Raw genomic sequence first — 15,874 nt, 5'->3', positions numbered from 1 at the left:
CTTTGCCCATCATAAGCCTTATCGAATCCATTAGTAGCATTTGTAACATAGCCAACTAGCATTTGCTTAAAAGCTCCTTGCGTGTTGGTCAAATTAAGCCAAATACGGTGTTTCTCGACTGAGTTAGTTCCTTTTGATTTTGTATTATTTGTCTTAAAAAACTGAGAATTATTCTCTCCCGAAGCGCCACCAGAAACGCGCATACCATTGTTAAATACCGCTGTACCAGCAGCTATACCTGTTGCAAAAAAAGCTTGTCCTGCTGCAATTTTCCCCGATGGAGTTACCCCTCCCAAGAAAGCAGGTAGTGTTGCCACACCCCCTACACCGTTATAAGAAGCATAGTCATCAGAAGTATAGTTATAAGTCGCATCACCAGGGATAGCATTACTTGGCGGTGAGTTATGTGTCCAAAAATAAAGTGTCCCATCTAAAATTAAATTATTAGCCGCTAAGAACAAGTCAGCATCTATAGCCGAAGGATATGGATTCCCAATAAGATTTGATGTATCAGAACTTATAAACGGAATTGAAATTCCAATAATACCGTTATTTGGACGCCCCACAAAAATAGCTTCGTGTATCCCTGATGGCGGATTAGGTGCAGGAAAAAACTGAGGGCCTCGGATAATATATCCTTTTCCCACTAACATTGAATTAGACGTACTCTCTGGTTGCCACGTATCTGTACTTGCATTAAAGGAAAAAAACTTATCAAACAATGTATTAGGAGATACGTCTAATAGTCTCTGATTAAAAACAGGAGAGGACCAATAAGTATAGTCAAATTTGTTGATAATATTCGTTCTACGCTTATAAGTTATATTCCCTGAATTTGCCGCAGCAGCATCGTTTGTCTGGACCAAACTGGCGTTATTTTCAAATATTAATGACGCACCAACTGGAATTGAAATTTCGTTAGTAACAAGAAAAGTTCTGTTGCTACTAATTGTAACGGATGAAGTTCCAGTTATTATACAAGAACAACATTCTAAATCAACATTCTGATTAAAATTACCTTCAAAAATAATTTGTTCTGATATATCTGGCGGTGAACCAGTTGACCACGCTGTCCCATTCCATCTGTTTACCTTAGAAATGATTGTTACTGCATTTGATATAATTGGCAAAGTTGATCCACAAGTTGAACTAGGAATCATTCTTACTGTAATCACATTGTTATTTAAAAGTGTTGACGAAGTATATGTAGGATTGGTAGCTCCCACAATATCAACTCCATTATTTTGCCATTGATAGGTTGGCGTTCCTCCGTTTAGTGTCGTTGCGGTAAATGTCACACTCGTGCCTGGACAAATAATACCCGATAGAGATGCAGTGATACTTACACTAGGAGAAAGGTTTAAATTAACTGTTATTGTTCCTGTAGCATTCACTATACCGCAACCTCCTAGTAAAGGGATACTATAATTAAACACCCCTGACTCAGTGGGAGTTCCACTAATTGTAATTACATTACCTAACCAAATTGCGTTTACTCCTACAGGAAGACCATTAGCTCCTGATAGACCATTACCAGCAATTCCTGTAGCGCCTACTGTTGTATGATTAATACTTGACATTAACAACCCAATGCAAACTATAGGATTCGAAGATGCCACACTAACGGTTTTGTTTGAAGTTACAACAATAGTACCTGTAGCATTTAAAGCTGTTCCACATCCACCGGTTAATGGAATACTATAATTGAAAGTTCCTGATGCAGTAGGAGTTCCGCTAATTGTAATCGAATTTGCTGCCCAAACTGCATTTACTCCTGCTGGAAGACCATTAGCCCCCGAAATGCCATTATTAGCAATCCCTGTAGCTCCAGTAGTTGCATGAGTAATATTAGGTAAAAGTGTACCAACGCATACTGTAGGCAAAACCGAAGGAGCTCCAACAGAATTAGAACCCACAATAGCTCTCGCAACCGTAGAATAAGAAATGCAAGAACCAGAAATTGTATTCAATATAACAACTCTATAAAAAGTAGTACTTGTTATTGCTGGTGGGTCATAAGTAGCACTGACACTATTTATTCCAGTCCAAGTTGTACCGTTATTACTACTCTCCCAGCGAAGTATTCTTCCTGAAAAACCGCTTGCGGTTATAGGAGCGGGATTAAAACCTATACATGAGGTTTGATCACTACTAACTACTCCTCCGTAATTAGTGGTGCATATTTGCGTATTATTATTCACAGTACAAACTGTACCTGACTCTGTGCACGTACTCGTGTTTATAACGGGACATCCACCAGCAGCACAATTGAAATCCCCTTGGAAGTCTAAGTTACCAGCGGATAACGTTCCACCTGTACCCCCAACAGTGTTACCATTTTTTCCAAAAATGGTTCCGGTAACTATTAAAACTGCACCGGGTTGTAAAAAATATTGAATATTATTATTAGTTGCATCCCCTAAATTTCCTATTATGGTAAGCGTGGTATTAGCTTCGATAGTAAAAACATTTCCATTTGCTGTACTTGTAATTACTAAATTTCCGTTGATAGTAAGGTTATTAACATTGAAATTCAAATTGTTATTCGATCCAGAGTAATTAATAGAAACATTACCATTAAAGGTACTATTAGGCGTTACTAATAAAGGGCTACATATTCCCATCGCTGTTATATCATTCCAATTTTGGCTTGAATTTACATTGTAAGATCCGGTTGCAGGACATTGTGCATAAAGAGAGGAAAAACAAAAGAAAGTTATCGTTACGAAAACTAAATAAAGGTATTTATGTAAAAGTATTTTCATAATAATTCATTTGTTTGGGGTCCAAAATCAATTAATATTGTAGGTTATTCAAAATAAAGTTCACATGGTCAGAACAAGATAATAGAATAAACTGAAAAAATACAATAAAGTCGTCAACCTGCAATTATATTCGTCAAATAACTACTTATCAACACCTTAAATTACCATCACTTCTAACAAACAATCAAAATTATTCTGTTTAAGCTTATTTAGAATATAATTTTCTTAGAAACTGTTTGACCATTTTGCAATACAACTTTTACAATTAAAACTTGCTCACTTGAGGGTAAATTAGATATTATGTGTTCATTATTTTCAACACTTAACTTTCTGAATATTTGTTTTCCAAGAAGGTCAAAAATTAAAACTTTATCAATTGTTTCCTTTTGAGAATCAATTTTTATCTGCTTATTTTTGACAGAAATGATAATATTATTATCTGCTGTTTCAAATTCCCCTGTACCCAAAGTTTTGTCTTTATAACGCAATACAAAACGATCGTTGAAAGACCCTGCTTTCGTAGAAAAATTATATGCCCCTTCTTTAAGGTTTTTAATTGCATTAGTCATTTTATCTTCAATAAAAACATCCTCAGAGATTAGTATTCCATCCACTTGATCAATACTTATTGAAAAAGCACCTTCAATTGTAGAACTATAGCCCAATGCTACCTCATCGTTTTTATCAAATGGCAATGCTCTTCCTTGTATTGTCAAATTTTTATCATCATTGATGCTATAAAAATCTATAAACTCATTTCCATCAAAACTCTGCCCATCATAAGCCTTATCGAATCCATTAGTAGCATTTGTAACATAGCCAACTAGCATTTGCTTAAAAGCTCCTTGCGTGTTGGTCAAATTAAGCCAAATACGGTGTTTCTCGACTGAGTTAGTTCCTTTTGATTTTGTATTATTTGTCTTAAAAAACTGAGAATTATTCTGTCCTAAAGGGCCACCAGACACGCGCATACCATTGTTGAACACCGCTGTACCAGCAGCTATACCTGTTGCGAAAAAAGCTTGTCCTGTTGCAATTTTCCCCGATGGAGTTACCCCTCCCAAGAAAGCAGGTAGTGTTGCCACACCCCCTACACCGTTATAAGAAGCATAGTCATCAGAAGTATAGTTATAAGTTGCATCACCAGGAATAGCATTACTTGGCGGTGAGTTATGTGTCCAAAAATAAAGCGTCCCATCTAAAATTAAATTATTAGCCGCTAAGAACAAGTCAGCATCTATAGCCGAAGGATAGGGATTCCCAATAAGATTTGATGTATCAGAACTTATAAACGGAATTGCAATTCCAATAATACCGTTATTTGGACGCCCCACAAAAATAGCTTCGTGTATCCCTGATGGCGGATTAGGTGCAGGAAAAAACTGAGGACCTCGAATAATGTAACCTTTTCCAACATCCATTGAATTAGACGTACTCTCTTGTTGCCAAGTATCTGTACTTGCATTAAAGGAAAAAAACTTATCAAACAATGTTTCAGGAGATACGTCTAATAGTCGCTGATTAAAAACAGGAGAAGACCAGTAGGTATAGTCAAATTTATCAATCAAATTAGTCCTGCGTTTGTATACTATATTCCCAAGGTTAGATGCATTATTATTTTCCTGAACCAAACTTGCATTGTTTTCAAAAGTCAAAACTGCTCCTCCTACTACTTCAACCTCATTAGTAACTAACAATGTCCTATTCTCATTAATTGTGACAGCTGCAGACCCTGTTACTAAACAAGAACAAGCTACTAAATCTACATTTTGATTAAAATTACCCGCAAAAACAATTCTTTGTTTTGGTGTACTTGTTGGTGTCAATCCCGTCGACCACACACTACCATTCCATGTATTAACTACAGTACTTATTGTCACAGTAGCTACTCGTGGAGCAGATGTATTGCAACCATTTGTAGCCGTAACTTGAAGGTTTCCAGAAGTAGCTCCAGCAATAAAAGCCACCGTAACTGACAATCCATTAGCATCAGGCGTAATCGTCCATCCTAAACCAGTAGTAGTCCAATTGTAACTTACAGCATTAGGAACCGGAGCAATACTATACCTTGCTGTAGAAGAAATACATTGACTTAGATCTCCTGTAATTGTTCCCGGCAAAGCAGGAGGTGCTCCACTTGTAGTTACAGTTACCACATTAGAGAAAAACTCACATGCTACAGCGGTTAAGGCATTTGGTTTAAAAACCCTCCTAAAATAGCGAACATTATTTGCATCAGTTGTTGTAACTACTACAGCAGGAGCTGTATAATCCCTATTTGTAGCACCTGAAATGTTTGTAAAAGTAATGTTATCTAATGACGATTGCCACTGATACACCGTATTCGTGTTTACGTTACAACTGATAAGATTTGTTGCTGTTATAGTTGATGGCGTGTTAGAACAAACTCCAACATCAGCTGAACTTGTTATGGCATTACCTGACCCATCAAAAGGAGCTAAACTAAAACCTACTCGATTCCCACCAGCATTTTCATAATAATCTAATACAATAACACTATTTCCTGTTAGATTTATTAAATTATTACAATACGTAGTATTCCCTTGATCTACCCAACGGTTAAATACTAGCACACCATCTACATAAACTCGTACACCATCATCACCATTAACGTTTAAAATATAACAGCCAGCGGGCCTAGTAGATCTCATTCTATATCTAACAGCAAATGTGTCTGTGTAAACGGTTGTACCAGCAGCACCGTTTCTAGTTATGGGCAAACAAACTGCACCGCCACCAAAGGTTGTATTTATTGTTTCTGATGGCACTGTGATAAACCCTTCATAATTTGCTGTGATAAAAGGAACCGTACTTGTAGACAAATGATTTGGGGACGTGCCTCCAGGACTTACACCTCCACTGTAACCATAAACATGTCCTACCCACTGATTTACACCCATAGCTGTTTGATCATCAGTAGCATTACCTCTTGCAACTTCAAACATTATTATTGGTCCTGCTGTATTAACAGTATTATTGTTAACGCAAGCACCTCTTGATACAAGTACTTTTATTTGCCCCGTAATTGGCGAAACCCAGTCCATTATCGATGCGCCATTGGTCCCTGATGCAAAACCAGCAACACCAAAATTAGAATCATCAATGGCATTTAGAATGGTTAAATTCTCATTATCCGAAAAGAGATTTCCGACAGAAAAACGATACCTAAAACCCTGCAATACATTTACTAAAGCATATTGCCCTGCTCTTACATTTCCACTATTTATTGGCGTTCCAATACATAATGAAGAAAAAGTATATGGTGTAGTGTTTACAGATGTAAGCGGTGTTCCTGTGTATGCGCATTGAGAATAAGTTGATAAAGCACACAATAAACATGTTATTGATAAAAGTATTTTTTTATTCATAAGGCATTGTTATGGTAGGTAAATAAAATTTGATATTTGGGTTTGATATTTCAGAGTATATAAATCTTAACAATATAACCTAACGTTTTAAAATAAAAACAAATTAATCGGCGTAATGCAAATTTTAACGATTAAATACATAGCAAATCAGCTTTTGTAATACCTAATCAAAAGGAATTACGAAATTAGCCTTGTAAAAAAATAAATATTAAATTTTGATAAAAAAACGCTGTTGAATAAGACTAAAATGATTTTAAAATTGTTTTTAACTTAATATCATTTAAAAAATTTAAGGTTTAGATTTTAGATCTAATTTTTAAATTATGTTTTTCAACAATTTATACTCTAATCGCTTCATTAAGTATTGTTTCATAGATAAAATCACTTTTTACAAAAACTGTTGCATTAGGTTATTAGTTGCTATTGTTGCAAATTTGCACGTACATTAAAAATTTTTATCATGAAAGATGTTTTTTCTGTAAAAGAAGCCATCATTAAAATTGAGCATTATTGTGCTTATCAGGAACGTTGTCACGAAGAAGTCATACAAAAACTGAGAAGTATGAAAATGGACGCTGATGAAATAGATACAATTATAGTGCATCTCATTAGTGATAATTTTCTAAATGAAGAACGTTTTGCCTGTAGTTTTGCACGTGGAAAACACCGCATCAAACATTGGGGGAAAATCAGGATTACCAATGAATTAAACGCAAAAAAAATATCAAAAACTCTGATTAATATTGCGTTAAAAGAAATCTCAACTGAAGAATACTTATCCACTTTCCATACGTTGGCAGAAAGAAACTGGGAATCCATTTTAGAAACCAACAATCTAAAAAAACGAAAAAAATGCTGTGATTATTTGCTACGCAAAGGATTCGAGAGCAATTTGGTATATGAAAAAGTAAAAGAGCTGGAAAATTTACAAGAGGAATAATAAAATTACAAACTCAACAATAAACTCACCGCGTTTCCGCCAAAACCTACGGCATTAATCAATACTTTTCTTATTGGTTTTGTTTGTTTTTGTGCTTCTGCAAAAGGAACTCCGATAAATTTATTGTGTTGCATCATCAAAATAGCGAGTTCCATACTTAATATTCCCGATGCGCCAAAAGTGTGCCCAATCTTCCATTTATTGGTAGTCAATAAAGGTAGGCTTTCGCCAAAAACCTTCTGAATAGCTGTATACTCCGTTAAATCTCCTTTTATGGTTCCTGGTGCATGCATAACAATAGCATCAACTTCGGACAAATCAGTATTTTGCAACGCCATTTTCATAGATTTTTGAAAACAAGTCGCTTCCGCCGAAATAGAAATGTTATGTTCCAAAATTTCCGTAGCATAACCAATTCCTTCAATGTAAGCTAAGGCATTTTCTTTTTTCCCATTTTCGAGACAACATACGCCGGCACCTTCACCAAGAATCATGGTATTTTGTTTCTTTTCTAAATCAAGTGCACGATTCGGCCATTCGGCAAGCTCAGGCTGAAAGTTCTTATTATTCGAATAAATTTTTAAAGCACGCATTTGGGCGATCGTAAAATCAGTCAACGGCGCTTCACTGCCTCCAACCAAAAATTTATCTGCCATTCCTGCTCTGAGCCACGCCACGCCATTCAATACCGCATGCAAAGCAGTAGAACAAGTTATAGAATGCGAAATTTCAGGGCCGGAACTTTGTAAATCATGAGCCACCCAAGAAGAAATATTTCCCAAAGTAGTCGTTGGCGAAGCTAAAGTTTGTGCTTTCCCTGTTTGCAGGTACTCCTGATAATGTTTTTCGAATAAATCAGTTGCACCTCGAGAGGAACCAATGTTAATTCCAAAAATATCGTTATGCGTCCAACCCGCATTTTGCATTGCTTTTTGCGAAGCTGCCATCGCATACAAAACTGATTTATCTAAGGATTTATATTTACTATCTGATATTCGTATGTCAGCAACAACTGCCTCAGAATATTTATCCAACTTAGCAACGAAAGTTTTCTTATCGTCTAAAACATGTTCTGTAAAACAATGATTTTCATCGAGATAATTTTCCCAAACAATTTTTGAGTCGGCACCCAAAGGTGAAATGGAAGCTATGGCTGTTATGGAGATTGTTGTTGACAAGATAGTATTATTATTTAGCGACAAAGGTCGCAAAGTTTTTCGTGAAATTAGCACACGGATGACACGGATTTTAGCGGCCAAAAACGGATTTTTTTAATCTGTGGAAACCCGTTAAAATCCGTAAAACCTGTGGCCAAAAAATGCCACGCGGATGATACTAATCTAAACCGATAGAAATGGATTTTTTAATCTGTGGCTAAAAATCACACTATTTCTAAAACATTTTCGACGACTTGATATACTTTTTGTAATTGTTCATCCGTAATAATATATGGTGGCAGAATGTAAACTATATTACCAACAGGTCGCAGAACCACTCCATTTTCGATAAAAAAATCATAGAGTTTATTGCGCAAGGTTCCATAATAACTGGCAGAGCTTTCGGTTTTTATTTCTAAAGCAAAAATGACACCTAACACACGTGTTGCTGTTACTTTTGGATGATTTTTAATTCGTTCCTGAAAATCCAAATGATTTTGATTTACACGAATTATATTTGTTTGCATTTCATCGGTTTGCAACAATTCGATACTAGCTAAAGCCGCCGCACAACCTGTAGGATTTGCAGTAAAAGTATGGCCATGAAACAAAGCTTTATTGATATCGTCATCATAAAAAGCATCAAATAAATCCTGGGTAAAAGTCGTAATCGCCATAGGAATTGTACCTCCGGTCAGCGCTTTAGAAAGACACATCATATCTGGTTTTTCCACCAAATAATCAGTCGCAAAAGTTTTACCGGTTTTCCCAAAGCCTGTCATCACCTCATCGGCAATGGTTAATACATTATTCTCCTGACAAATTCGCATCAGTTTATCTAAAGCTTCCGCCTCATACATCACCATTCCCGCGGCTCCTTGTACCAATGGCTCAAAAATAAAACCCGCACAATTGTGGTTTTTTATAACCATTTGTAAAGCATCATAACTTTCCTGCTCCACACCTTTAACCGGAACCGGAATACGAACCACATCAATAAACATTCCCTGAAAAGCTTCTATAAAAAACGAGATTCCACTTGCTGCCATAGCGCCAAAAGTGTCCCCGTGAAAAGCATTTTCGAATGCTATTATCGTAGTTCTCTTTTCTCCTTTATTGAAAAAATACTGCAACGCAACTTTAATCGCCACTTCAACGGCTGTAGATCCGTTATCAGAAAAGAATATTTTTTGTTGGTTTTTTGGTAAAATCTCCATCAACTTCTCCCCTACTAAAATAGCGGGTTCATGTGTAAATCCACCAAAAAGAACGTGTTCTAAAGTCGTGAGTTGTTTGTAAATCGCATCCGCAATAAATGTATTGGAATGCCCATAAGGATTCACCCACCATGAGGCAATCGCATCAATAAACTCTTTATTGTTTTCGTCCCAAAGCAAAGCGCCTTTGCCTTTTTTTATAGCAATTGGTAACGCTGCGGTTTTGTGTTGGGTATACGGATGCCAAAGATATTGGCGGTCTCTTTCAGTTAAAGTCATTAGATTTTTGATTTTGTAATTGCCATTGAAATTGCTATTGAAGTTTCAGCAAATTTTCTCTAAACAAATCAGCATATTCTTTGACTACATTTTGGTCAAAATAAGGTTCTTGTTCTATTCGTCCAATGCAGTTTATACCAGTTTTACTTAAAATTATTTCCTCTGTCGCTTTATTTTCATCACCAGAGAAAACAATTCCCGCAACTGTGATTTTTCTGTTTTGCAAGGCTTCGATAGTAAGTAGAGTATGATTGATGCTTCCTAAATAATGTCTGGAAACCACAATTACTTTATAATCGAATTGAATCAAATCAATTACACAATCAATTGAATTTAATGGTACGAAAACACCACCCGCTCCTTCTACAACCAGATGATTTTCTGTTTTGGGTTCTGTAATTTTATTTAAATCAATTATAACTTGATCCAATTCAGCAGCAAAATGCGGACTAGCTGGTGTGTTCAAAGCATAGCTATTAGGATGAATCACTGTCTTTTTATTAGATAAAAATGATTTAACTTTTTGACTGTCAGAGTTGTGTAAATCACCCGCTTGAATGGGTTTCCAATAATCAGCTTCTAGAGCTTCTGTAATAATCGCCGATGCAATAGTTTTACCTACATCGGTTCCAATTCCTGTTATAAATAGTTTCATAAGTTTGGCACACGGATAACACAGATTGAACTGATTATCACGGATTTTTTAAAATTTATTTAATTTTTTTCTGTCATTGGTATAAATAGACCTTTTAAATTCTGGAGTTGTTCCAAAGTTTAATAACAATCCAATTTCTACATCAGTTGCCTTTAGATAATTTAAAAGTTGGGCTTTATGCTCGTCTAACAAACATCCACAGGCTTTAAGTTCAAGAATAATAGAGTCTTCAATCAATAAGTCCGCAAAATAATCACCTACCAATTGACTTTTGTAATATACCTTAATTTGTTTTTGAGCTTCTACTTTATACCCTTGGGATTTTAACTCTAAATACATGGCATTTTGATACACCTTTTCAAGAAACCCATATCCAAGTTCGTTGTATACTTCAAAATAGATTTTCAAAATAGTATCGCTCAAATTCTTGTGCAATAAATCACCCATTGTATGTGTTTTAAATATAAAATCCGTGTTAATCGGTTAAATCCGTATTATCCGTGTCCCATAAAAACAAAAGTACTCAACAATCGTAACACTTCCGAGATTTCTTCTTGTGAATTATAACTGTGCAAACAAAAACGCAGTCTTTCCTGTCCTTCGGGAACGGTTGGCGAAAGTATCGCTTTCACATCAAAACCCTTTTCTTGTAGTTGACCAGCTATTGCTTTTACTTTTTCATTTCCCGGAATAATAGCAGATTGTATCGCCGATTTACTTCGAACAAAAAGGGGCTTCAAACCCGAAATGTTTTTTTCCTGATTAAAATGAACGATTCTTTCGCGAAGTCTTAAAATTGCTTCCGAATCCTTTTTTAAATGCTGATAAGCAATCAAAATCGTAGCAACAGAATGAGGCGAAAGCCCTGTGGTATAAATAAAACTTCGGGCAAAATTTACTAAATAATCCCTCAATGCTACCGAACCCAAAATCGCGGCTCCATGACATCCTAGACCTTTCCCGAAAGTCATAATTCTGGCAAAAACGTGATCTTGCAAGTCCAACATTTGAACGAATCCTTCTCCTGATGAACCAAAAACTCCTAAAGCATGCGCTTCATCAATAACCAGATAACAATTGTGTTTATTTGAAACCAAAATTAATTCTTCCAGATTTGGGCAATCTCCATCCATAGAAAAAACAGATTCCGTTACAATATAAATAATGGTGTTTTGATTTCGTAAAATCAACTTTTCTAAATCTTCAAAATCATTATGATTGAATTTATAGGCTTTGGCATTCGACAGTTGAATTCCGTCGCGAATGGAAGCATGAGACAATTCATCGTATAAAATTACATCTCCTCTTTGTGGAACAGAGCCAAAGAATCCAACATTAGCATCATAACCCGAATTGAAAATTAAAGCTGATTCAGATTTGTGAAACTTTGCAATAAAATCTTCAGTTTCTTGATATAGTTTATGGTTTCCAGATAATAATCTGGAACCCGTTGCTCCGTTTTGAATGATTCCATTAGTAATTAAATACTCGTGCGTCTCCCTAAAAATAATTTCTGATTGTGAGAAACCCAAGTAATCATTAGAAGAAAAATCAACGGTATTACTTGACAAAGATAATTTTCGCAATGCATTATGCTGCTTTCGAATTTCAAGTTTAGTGGATAGATTTTCTGGAAAATGTTTCATAGTGCGCAAAAATAAGCATCTTTTTTGGTTTATGGATTTTGCGAACTATTTGTTTATATTTTAATCAAAATCCATAAAAATTTTGCTTCTGTAACACACGGTTTTTTATTATCAAAATCAGTTCAATTAAAAATTAACAATAACACTACACAAATAAAAAATAAATATATAATTTTTTACGAAAACGGTTTCGTTTTGTGTCCTTCTTAAAATTATGTTAAAAAAAACTTAAAAATAATATTGAAAATATCAACCAATGAAATAGTTTTCTACTTTCGGCAGATATGAAACGAATTGCATCACTTTTTTTAATAGTTACGTTGTTCTACAACGCACTAGGATACTATCTGATGTTTGCTTATCAAGAAGAGCAAGCTTGGGTGGCTTCTATTGAAAAAAAGCAGGATTCCGAGTTTCAAGTAATCCAATTAAATGCCACTTTATACTCCTTTATTGAAGACACAGATTTTGAATATGTAAATGAAGATGTGGTTATCAACAATAAAAGTTATCATATTTTTAAGAAAAGAATTCAAAATAACATCTTAAGCCTATACTACCTGCGCAATTCACATCAAGATGCAATAAGCCAGGATTTAAAAGACATTGTGGACAATCAATTATTCAACGGATCTTCATCTAAAGAATCACCAGTAAAAAAACTGATGAAGTCTTTTCTTCATGATTATATTCCTAGCAATACTTACTGCTTGGATTTTTCTACAAAAAAAGTCTTACATCCAACAGAATCTATCATTACTCCAAACCAGTCCATAGATTCCGGTTACATTTCTTTATCGTATTCACCTCCCGATTTCGTTTAAATCTTCTTTCATTTTAGTTGAATCATTCGCTTTTATCTGGCATTTGTAAAGCCAAGATAATTCGTGAATAATTTTTTAGCTAAATCTGTACATTTCTTAAAACTTTCTTAAAAAGCATGCCGTTTATGAATACAAAATAGTCTTTTGTGTTTTCTGAATTCACTTTTTTGTGTGAAATCAAAGGCCTATTTTTTTCTGTTCTGTTTTTAAGTACAATTCCCTTTCAATATCGTGACATAAATTGATTAGAAAATTCAAAAATGGATTTTCAAAAGGATTCTTTATTTCAAAGGAGTCCATAATCTATCCATTTTACCTTGTAAAGTTATACGCAAAGTATGACCGATACGAGGAATTCGATAATAACAGGCACTCCCGTTCAGGGAGATGCAGCATTTGCTGATTATACCATTAACATTGGTATCTCAACCAAATTTTAAATTATTTGCAGCACTAACAATAAAAGCAATAACTTTTTTAAATTGTAAAACACCAAACCACTAACTAAAAACCAGTTATTAATGAAAAAATTTTATCTAAGTTGTCTGCTATTGACATCTTTATTTATGAATGCTCAAACAGAAATTGATGGAATTATGATGAGCAAGAATAATTTTTGTTTTGGAGCTGTTTACCAACATAGCAGCTGGGACGAATATTGGGAAGGCACCTTTAAAAGAGAAAATCTTAATCTGGGAACGGTTTATACAGAATCAGTAACCTTAAATGGAAACTACGGTGTTTCTGATAAATTGAATATCATTTTCAGTCTTCCGTATGTAGAAACAAAAGCTTCTGCAGGAACAATGGGTGGTCAAAAAGGATTGCAAGATTTATCGTTAACTATAAAATACATGCCTTTTGAAAAAACAATTGGAAAAGCCACCTACTCTTTATATGCTTTAGGAGGTCTTTCGGCTCCGATTTCTGATTATTCAGCTGATTATTTGCCTTTAAGTCTTGGACTAAAAAGCAAGACTGCATCTTTACGATTGATGGGTGATTATCAAAATGGTCACTTTTTCACCACGCTATCTGGAGCGTATATAAAAAGAGCTAATATAATTATTGAAAGAAATTCCTATTACACAAACCAAATGTATTACACCAATGAAGTTGATATGCCAGACGCTATTTCAGTAAACTACAGAATAGGATATCGTACCAATAGATTAATAGCCGAAGCGGTTCTTGATAATTGGGTTACGCAATCTGGAGGATTTGACATTACAACTAATAATATGCCATTTCCCAGCAATACCATGAATGCATTAAAAATTGGAGTGAATACTAAATATACACTCAAAAAAATACCGGCATTATCTATTATTGGAGGTTACAATTTTGTTTTACAAGGCAGAAATATTGGACAATCAAACACTTTTTATGGTGGTATATTTTATATCCTTAATTTGAAAAAAGCAACACAAGAAAATGAAAAATAAAATACAAAAAATAGCCTATAATAGTCTTGTAGTTTTGTTTCTTACGGTGAACTATTCTTGTAGTGACGAGTTAAATGAACGCAACGAGCTATTTCCTCAATTGAATCCAACTAACACAGACGAATTAGCTGGAACCTGGAAAACATTTCTATTGACTACACCTGATGAGTTTTCTTTGGATGCGCCAATACCAACTAACGCAGCGGCATTTACAAGAGAAATTAACGAAATAAAAAGTTATCAAGCGAGCATAACGCCCGAACAGAAAAAAATAATAAAATACTGGAGTGCCGGAGGTGTTTTACGTTGGAATGAAATCATGAGAACATTAGTGGCAAGACACAATCGTCCGCCGTATCAAAATGAAGACGGAACATATCCAACACCATCTCCAGCAAATCCATTTGCGAATCCCGAATTTCCTTTCTCAAATCCTCCTTATGCAGCAAGAGCTTATGCATATGTAAGTGCAGCACAATACGATGCGATGATAGCAACTTGGCATTATAAAAAACTGTACAATAGAGCTGCACCTTTTACGGTTGATGCTACATTACCGGTTTTAATCCCAAAAAGCGGCTTACCATCATATCCATCTGAAGACGCAGTTCTAGCAGGAGTTACTGTTGAATTATTAAAATTATTATTCCCAACAGAAATTGCATACATACAAGAAAAAGCAGAGGAACAAAAATTATATCGCATTATTAGTGGTGCCAATGTTCGAAGTGATGTTGATGCGGGAATTATTTTAGGCAGAAAAATTGCAGGCAAATTTATCGCCAGAGCAGCTTCTGATGGAACTGGAGCAGCTATAGGTAATCAAGCACTTTGGACTCAACTTGAAACCCAAACTGCAGCTACAGGAGAAACGCCATGGATATCACTAGATGTTCCTGCAAGACCTCCAATGCTACCATTATTTGGAAAAGTAAAATCATTCTTAATGACTCCAGAAATGGTTGTTGCCAGCCGTCCAGTTCCTCCGCCTTCTACTAAATCACAACAATTTGCTAAGGAATTAGCCGAAGTAAAAAGCTATGGAAAAAATGCCACAAAAAAGAATATGCAAATAGTTACTTTTTGGGCTGATGGCGTTGGGACTTACACGCCTCCGGGCCACTGGAATGCAATTGCATCAGAGTCATTTGTAGCACTAAATTATAGTGAAGTACGATGGGCAAGAAATATGGCATTGTTAAATATAGCTTTGATGGATGCGGCTATTAGTTGTTGGGATGCAAAATACACGTACTTTAACCCTAGACCGTCACAAGTAGATCCGTCCATAAAAACATTGACAGGAACTCCAAATTTTCCTTCCTATGTATCAGGTCACTCCACCTTCAGCGGTGCGGCAAGTGTCGTTTTATCTCATCTAGTCCCTGAAAAAGCAAAAAGTTTTATAGCTATGGCAAAAGAAGCTTCGGATTCTAGAATGTTTGGATGCATTCACTATAGAAGCGATTGTGAAAAAGGGCTTGAATTAGGCGAAAAAGTAGGAGGTTTTGCCGTAGCAAGAGCTCTTATTGATGGAGCAGAATAACTTTAAATAAT

General features: G+C 35.3%; 10 protein-coding genes and 1 pseudogene. 4 read left to right on the top strand and 7 right to left on the bottom strand.

Annotated elements, in window-relative coordinates:
* A pseudogene (locus DFR66_RS13865) lies at nt 1-2,765 on the bottom strand (hypothetical protein); the annotation flags it as partial.
* A 209-nt stretch (nt 2,766-2,974) separates the two neighbouring features.
* Entirely contained in the window at nt 2,975-6,154 is a 3,180-nt protein-coding gene (locus tag DFR66_RS05790) for a T9SS sorting signal type C domain-containing protein (RefSeq protein ID WP_114753893.1), read from the bottom strand.
* Between the two features lie 460 nt (nt 6,155-6,614).
* On the opposite strand from DFR66_RS05790, the gene DFR66_RS05785 reads away from it, so the two are divergent.
* On the top strand, nt 6,615-7,094 hold the full coding sequence (locus DFR66_RS05785) for a regulatory protein RecX (protein ID WP_114753892.1): 480 nt from the start codon (nt 6,615-6,617) through the stop codon (nt 7,092-7,094).
* Between the two features lie 5 nt (nt 7,095-7,099).
* Here DFR66_RS05785 and DFR66_RS05780 read toward each other — a convergent pair whose 3' ends face one another.
* The 5 genes from DFR66_RS05780 to DFR66_RS05760 all read right to left on the bottom strand — a co-directional run bounded on the left by DFR66_RS05780 (nt 7,100) and on the right by DFR66_RS05760 (nt 12,048).
* Complete coding sequence (locus DFR66_RS05780; RefSeq protein WP_114753891.1) at nt 7,100-8,272, bottom strand: beta-ketoacyl synthase N-terminal-like domain-containing protein; 1,173 nt, start codon at nt 8,270-8,272, stop codon at nt 7,100-7,102.
* 203 nt (nt 8,273-8,475) lie between these two features.
* Entirely contained in the window at nt 8,476-9,747 is a 1,272-nt protein-coding gene (gene bioA / locus DFR66_RS05775) for an adenosylmethionine--8-amino-7-oxononanoate transaminase (protein WP_114753890.1), read from the bottom strand.
* 34 nt (nt 9,748-9,781) lie between these two features.
* Nucleotides 9,782-10,402, bottom strand: coding sequence for a dethiobiotin synthase (gene bioD / locus DFR66_RS05770; protein ID WP_114753889.1), 621 nt, complete (start codon nt 10,400-10,402; stop codon nt 9,782-9,784).
* A 48-nt stretch (nt 10,403-10,450) separates the two neighbouring features.
* On the bottom strand, nt 10,451-10,849 hold the full coding sequence (locus DFR66_RS05765) for a GxxExxY protein (protein ID WP_114753888.1): 399 nt from the start codon (nt 10,847-10,849) through the stop codon (nt 10,451-10,453).
* A 47-nt stretch (nt 10,850-10,896) separates the two neighbouring features.
* Nucleotides 10,897-12,048, bottom strand: coding sequence for an aminotransferase class I/II-fold pyridoxal phosphate-dependent enzyme (locus DFR66_RS05760; protein ID WP_114753887.1), 1,152 nt, complete (start codon nt 12,046-12,048; stop codon nt 10,897-10,899).
* 284 nt (nt 12,049-12,332) lie between these two features.
* Between DFR66_RS05760 and DFR66_RS05755 the strand changes: the two genes are divergently transcribed.
* From DFR66_RS05755 to DFR66_RS05745, 3 genes are all read left to right on the top strand, one after another.
* A complete protein-coding gene (locus DFR66_RS05755; RefSeq protein WP_146841105.1) occupies nt 12,333-12,872 on the top strand; it encodes a hypothetical protein in 540 nt (179 codons plus the stop codon).
* A 521-nt stretch (nt 12,873-13,393) separates the two neighbouring features.
* A complete protein-coding gene (locus DFR66_RS05750) occupies nt 13,394-14,317 on the top strand; it encodes a hypothetical protein (protein ID WP_114753885.1) in 924 nt (307 codons plus the stop codon).
* Nucleotides 14,307-15,863 (top strand): phosphatase PAP2 family protein, encoded by a 1,557-nt coding sequence (locus tag DFR66_RS05745; RefSeq protein WP_114753884.1) that lies wholly within the window; start codon nt 14,307-14,309, stop codon nt 15,861-15,863. The genes DFR66_RS05750 and DFR66_RS05745 overlap by 11 nt, the downstream gene beginning before the upstream one ends.
* The last annotated feature ends 11 nt before the right edge of the window (nt 15,864-15,874 follow it).

The sequence above is a fragment of the Flavobacterium glaciei genome, from assembly GCF_003350545.1.
Classification (GTDB): domain Bacteria; phylum Bacteroidota; class Bacteroidia; order Flavobacteriales; family Flavobacteriaceae; genus Flavobacterium; species Flavobacterium glaciei.
The sequence above is the reverse complement of the archived record's forward strand: the minus strand, read 5'-3'. Positions and strand labels throughout refer to the sequence as shown.

What these genes read in the sequence shown, in the direction of transcription:
- DFR66_RS05790 (WP_114753893.1), bottom strand. Translation starts at nt 6,154, where the DNA reads ATGAATAAAAAAATACTTTTATCAATAACATGTTTATTGTGTGCTTTA.
- DFR66_RS05785 (WP_114753892.1), top strand. Translation starts at nt 6,615, where the DNA reads ATGAAAGATGTTTTTTCTGTAAAAGAAGCCATCATTAAAATTGAGCAT.
- bioA (WP_114753890.1), bottom strand. Translation starts at nt 9,747, where the DNA reads ATGACTTTAACTGAAAGAGACCGCCAATATCTTTGGCATCCGTATACC.
- bioD (WP_114753889.1), bottom strand. Translation starts at nt 10,402, where the DNA reads ATGAAACTATTTATAACAGGAATTGGAACCGATGTAGGTAAAACTATT.
- DFR66_RS05765 (WP_114753888.1), bottom strand. Translation starts at nt 10,849, where the DNA reads ATGGGTGATTTATTGCACAAGAATTTGAGCGATACTATTTTGAAAATC.
- DFR66_RS05760 (WP_114753887.1), bottom strand. Translation starts at nt 12,048, where the DNA reads ATGAAACATTTTCCAGAAAATCTATCCACTAAACTTGAAATTCGAAAG.
- DFR66_RS05755 (WP_146841105.1), top strand. Translation starts at nt 12,333, where the DNA reads ATGAAACGAATTGCATCACTTTTTTTAATAGTTACGTTGTTCTACAAC.
- DFR66_RS05750 (WP_114753885.1), top strand. Translation starts at nt 13,394, where the DNA reads ATGAAAAAATTTTATCTAAGTTGTCTGCTATTGACATCTTTATTTATG.
- DFR66_RS05745 (WP_114753884.1), top strand. Translation starts at nt 14,307, where the DNA reads ATGAAAAATAAAATACAAAAAATAGCCTATAATAGTCTTGTAGTTTTG.